At 58.7% G+C, this 3863-nt stretch carries 4 protein-coding genes; all 4 read left to right on the top strand.

Annotated elements, in window-relative coordinates; all coding sequences use genetic code 11:
* On the top strand, positions 1–111 hold a 111-nt coding region (locus EOD15_RS30310), incomplete at its 5' end, for a 4Fe-4S binding protein (protein WP_164750051.1).
* Positions 108–389, top strand: a complete 282-nt coding sequence (locus EOD15_RS37370; RefSeq protein WP_348629439.1) for an exopolysaccharide production repressor protein — start codon at positions 108–110, stop codon at positions 387–389. The genes EOD15_RS30310 and EOD15_RS37370, both read left to right, overlap by 4 nt.
* A 374-nt stretch (positions 390–763) precedes the next feature.
* A complete protein-coding gene (locus EOD15_RS30300) occupies positions 764–1777 on the top strand; it encodes a 1-aminocyclopropane-1-carboxylate deaminase (RefSeq protein WP_024505903.1) in 1014 nt (337 codons plus the stop codon).
* A 598-nt stretch (positions 1778–2375) separates the two neighbouring features.
* Entirely contained in the window at positions 2376–3533 is a 1158-nt protein-coding gene (locus EOD15_RS30295; protein WP_127308808.1) for a TlpA disulfide reductase family protein, read from the top strand.
* The last annotated feature ends 330 nt before the right edge of the window (positions 3534–3863 follow it).

The following is a 3863-nucleotide window of genomic DNA, read 5'->3' as shown; positions in this document are numbered from 1 at the left end:
ATGATCATGGTTGTCGATGATGCCGGCCGCTGCATAGGCTGCGGAGCCTGCGGCCGCGTCTGCCCCAAGAACTGCCAGACGCATGTTGCGGCCGACGAGCTCGCAACATGATCTGGCGAAAACCAGGGGAGCGGCGTCCACTTCATCTTTTTGTCGGCTCGTGGGGCTGGTCCTGTACAGCAATGCGTCGATGGTTTACTTCGCTTTGGATTCGCACCCGTGTGGCAGTCGTCACGACGCTGGCCTGTTCGCTGCTGCTTCAGGCCGGCTACTTCGGCCGCGTGCCCTTTCTGATCTGGCAGTCCTCTAGCCGCGCTCGTGGAACTCGCCACAGGGGCCAGCATGCCGATGGTTACAGGAAAGCTCGGGTACCAGTCGTCTCACTCTGATCAACTGCGGAATGCAATTTTCAGCTGTGTCCCGGCTTGGTCGAATGCCCAGCATGTGCTGCTGCTTTGATGCGCGGATGACAGGATCAGTGCTCAGACCCACACCAATTTTGGTCACCCTCTGATGACTGAGCTGATCGTATAGGGAATCTGTGTTCGGCTAACACGCGACCACATTCGGTGTCCTTAGGCCGGGAGATGCGGGTGGTTGGTCGATTAGGGACATAAGAGTCATCGCAGCACGCTGGATGCGGTGTGCTTGTCGCAATGACAAACTCGGTGCACCCGCTTCGAAAGACGGGTGTCTTTGATCACACATACCCCTGGGCTGACCGGTGCGTAGCCGGTTCAGGTACTTTTTTGCTGGAGATAGCATGCTGGAAAAATTCGAACGTTATCCGCTCACCTTTGGACCCACGCCGATCGAGAGGCTCGACCGCCTCGGCAAGCATCTGGGCGACAAGGTGGAAATCTACGTCAAACGCGAGGACTGCAACTCCGGTCTCGCGTTCGGCGGAAACAAGCTGCGCAAGCTCGAATACATTGTGCCCGACGCGATCGCGTCAGATGCCGATACGCTCGTCACAATCGGTGGCGTGCAGTCCAACCATACGCGCATGGTCGCTGCGGTCGCCGCCAAGATCGGCATGAAATGCCTCCTGGTCCAGGAGAGCTGGGTCCCACATGATGATGCTGTCTACGACCGGGTCGGCAATATCCTCTTGAGCCGCATCATGGGGGCAGAGGTGCGCCTGGTTGACGAGGGCTTTGACATCGGCATCCGCCGCAGCTGGGAAAAGGCACTTTATGAAGTCAAGGCAAGGGGCGGCAGGCCATATGCGATACCTGCCGGCGCCTCTGTCCACAAATACGGCGGCCTGGGCTATGTGGGGTTCGCTGAGGAGGTGCGTGCCCAGGAAGAGCAGCTTGGGTTTGCCTTCGACTATATCGTCGTCTGTACGGTGACTGGTTCAACCCACGGCGGCATGCTCGTCGGGTTCGCCAAGGATGGTCGACAGCGCAACGTGATCGGTATCGATGCCTCCGCCATGCCCGCCAAGACCAAGGCGCAGGTGCTTGGCATCGCCCAAAATACAGCGAAGCTCGTCCACCTCGGAGCGGAAATTGTCGAGGCAGACGTGGTGTTGTTCATGGACTACGCGTACCCGGGTTATGGCGTTCCATCGGAGGAAACCAAAGAGGCAATCCGTTTGTGCGCGCGGCTCGAGGGCATGATTACGGACCCGGTTTACGAGGGCAAATCGATGCAAGGGATGATCGACCTCGTCCAGAGGGGCTTCTTTCCACAGGGATCGAGGGTCCTCTACGCACATCTAGGCGGCGCGCCGGCGATCAACGGGTACGGCTACACCTTTCGCAACGGCTGACGTTCGGCAGTCTGCGATTCCGCGGTCGCGCTCGAACGTGGGTAGGTAGCGTCGTTCGAGCGCTTGGCTGGAGAAGTGGAGGCAGCGACGGGCATCCACTAATTGGTACCATTACGTGCTGTCGGGGCTCAACGCCACGCGCATTGAGCGCATGCCGCCGTTGGCAACCGCGAGGCGAATTTTGACTCCGGGGCAAGAATCCACACGCGGCGGTGGCGGCACGAGGACCAAGCCGGCGAGTTCGCGCTTTCGAATGGCGCCAAACTGCCACTGCTCGAGGACCGAGGCCAGTCTAATCACAGGCGAGCCGTCCAAGCTCTCAAGAGTGATAGGGCGAAACCCGACAGCGGCAGAAGACATGTCGGGTTCACGACAATCGGCCGCATTTGGCCTCGTGGAGAATTTCAAAGCATTTCCCGCCGCTTACCGGAGCTGAGGGAATTGGCACCTCCGTTGCAGCTTGATGTGCGGCAACACGGTGAGAGCTTCGCTGAAGCAAGCCAGAGGGAGCGATGCCCTCGAGACCGTGTCCGATTTTGACTGGAAAATATTCCGCGACAAAAGAGACGAAAGGTGTGGAATGACTTTGGACACCAAGATGGAACTGCGTATGGGGTCCCCGGCTCCTGCGATCAAAGTGGAGAACTGGCTGCGTGGCGAGCCCCTCACGAACTTTCGGCCCGGCAAGGTCTACCTCGTTGAGTTTTGGGCGACTTGGTGCGGACCATGTGTCGACGCCATGCCCCATTTGATCGAACTGCAGGAGAAATATGAAGGCAGCGGATTTGAGGCGGTCGGAGTTGCCGCCTGCGAACAGGGTCCTACCGCAGACGAGGCGCGGACCAACGTGGATGCCTGGCTGACCGAGAAGTTCCCGAATCTGAATTATCGTATCGGGTTCGATTACATTGGCGAAATGAACAAGCTCTGGATGGATCCCAGCTCTTCGATTGGGATTCCCACCTCGTTCGTGGTCGACCGCGACGGCCACATCGCTTTTATCGGCCACCCGGCGGAACTCGATGACGTTTTGCCGAAAGTCCTTAACGGCAGCTGGCGCAGCAGCTATGAAGCGAAAGCCGCCGATGCAAAGCGCATCGCGCATAACCAACTTGCAGCGCGCGAAATGTCGCTTACCGGGCCGATATACGCCAAACTTGAGCCGGCGATGCAGGCCGAGGATTGGACGGCGGCGCTCTTGGCCATCGAAGAAGGCCTCGCCTTGATGCCAGACTCTTGTGAGTTCCGGCAGATTCATGCGGATCTTCTGCTTCACAAGCTGCGCGACATCAAGACCGGCATGCCAGTCATGCGAGAATTGGTCGAGGACGCGATCGACAAAACGTCCGACGCGGTGTCGTGGATGGCCTTGGCCCTCAACCAACTCTTCGATCCCACGATGGACAATTCCCATCTTCCGCGCGCGGAGCGCTTTGCGATGGGCAACGAGCTCTCGGAACAGATACTGGCACTCAATCCCCCGAACGGCGATGGCCCGTTTAAATACCTCCGGTACCTCCCGGTAGCTCAGTATTATTACGAGAGCGGCAACAAAGATCGCGCAATCGAGTTGATCGAGGTGGCACTGAAATCGGTGGACCGGCTGGGGCCAATTCCGGACCACACCAAACAGTACTATCTTACCCCATTGCTCGAAGCACTGGCCAACTACACGGGTGAGCCTGCCTGTCACGCGGATCTTTGTGTGGCTCCGCAAAAGAAGGCACCCGAAACTCAAAACGCAGTCACTTCCTGAGCAAGAATCGCGAAGGGACTGACAATTGGAATTGAACACTGGCCAATCCGCCCATCGAGGCTCTCTGCGCAGCAAGTATGTCGATGCAGCAGGGCGGCGGCTTGCGGCAGGTTGGATTTCAATTGCGTTGACCACCGGTCGGATCGCGGCGCAGACGATGTGCGCCGCGAATTCGCGCCGCAGGTCTCGCACTCGTGGACATGTCGAGGTCGGCCACGGGACACTGTTGCGTGGGATCGGCTCGCCCAAGCCATTCCCCGCCCACGCAAGCGCCCGAACCACACATCGCAGAAAAAGAGATCGTCCTTCAAGAGGAGTACTGAAATTGGG

Source organism: Mesorhizobium sp. M7A.T.Ca.US.000.02.2.1 (assembly GCF_003996995.1).
Taxonomy (GTDB): domain Bacteria; phylum Pseudomonadota; class Alphaproteobacteria; order Rhizobiales; family Rhizobiaceae; genus Mesorhizobium.
Note: the sequence above shows the minus strand (reverse complement) of the source record. Positions and strands in the feature narration are given on the sequence as shown.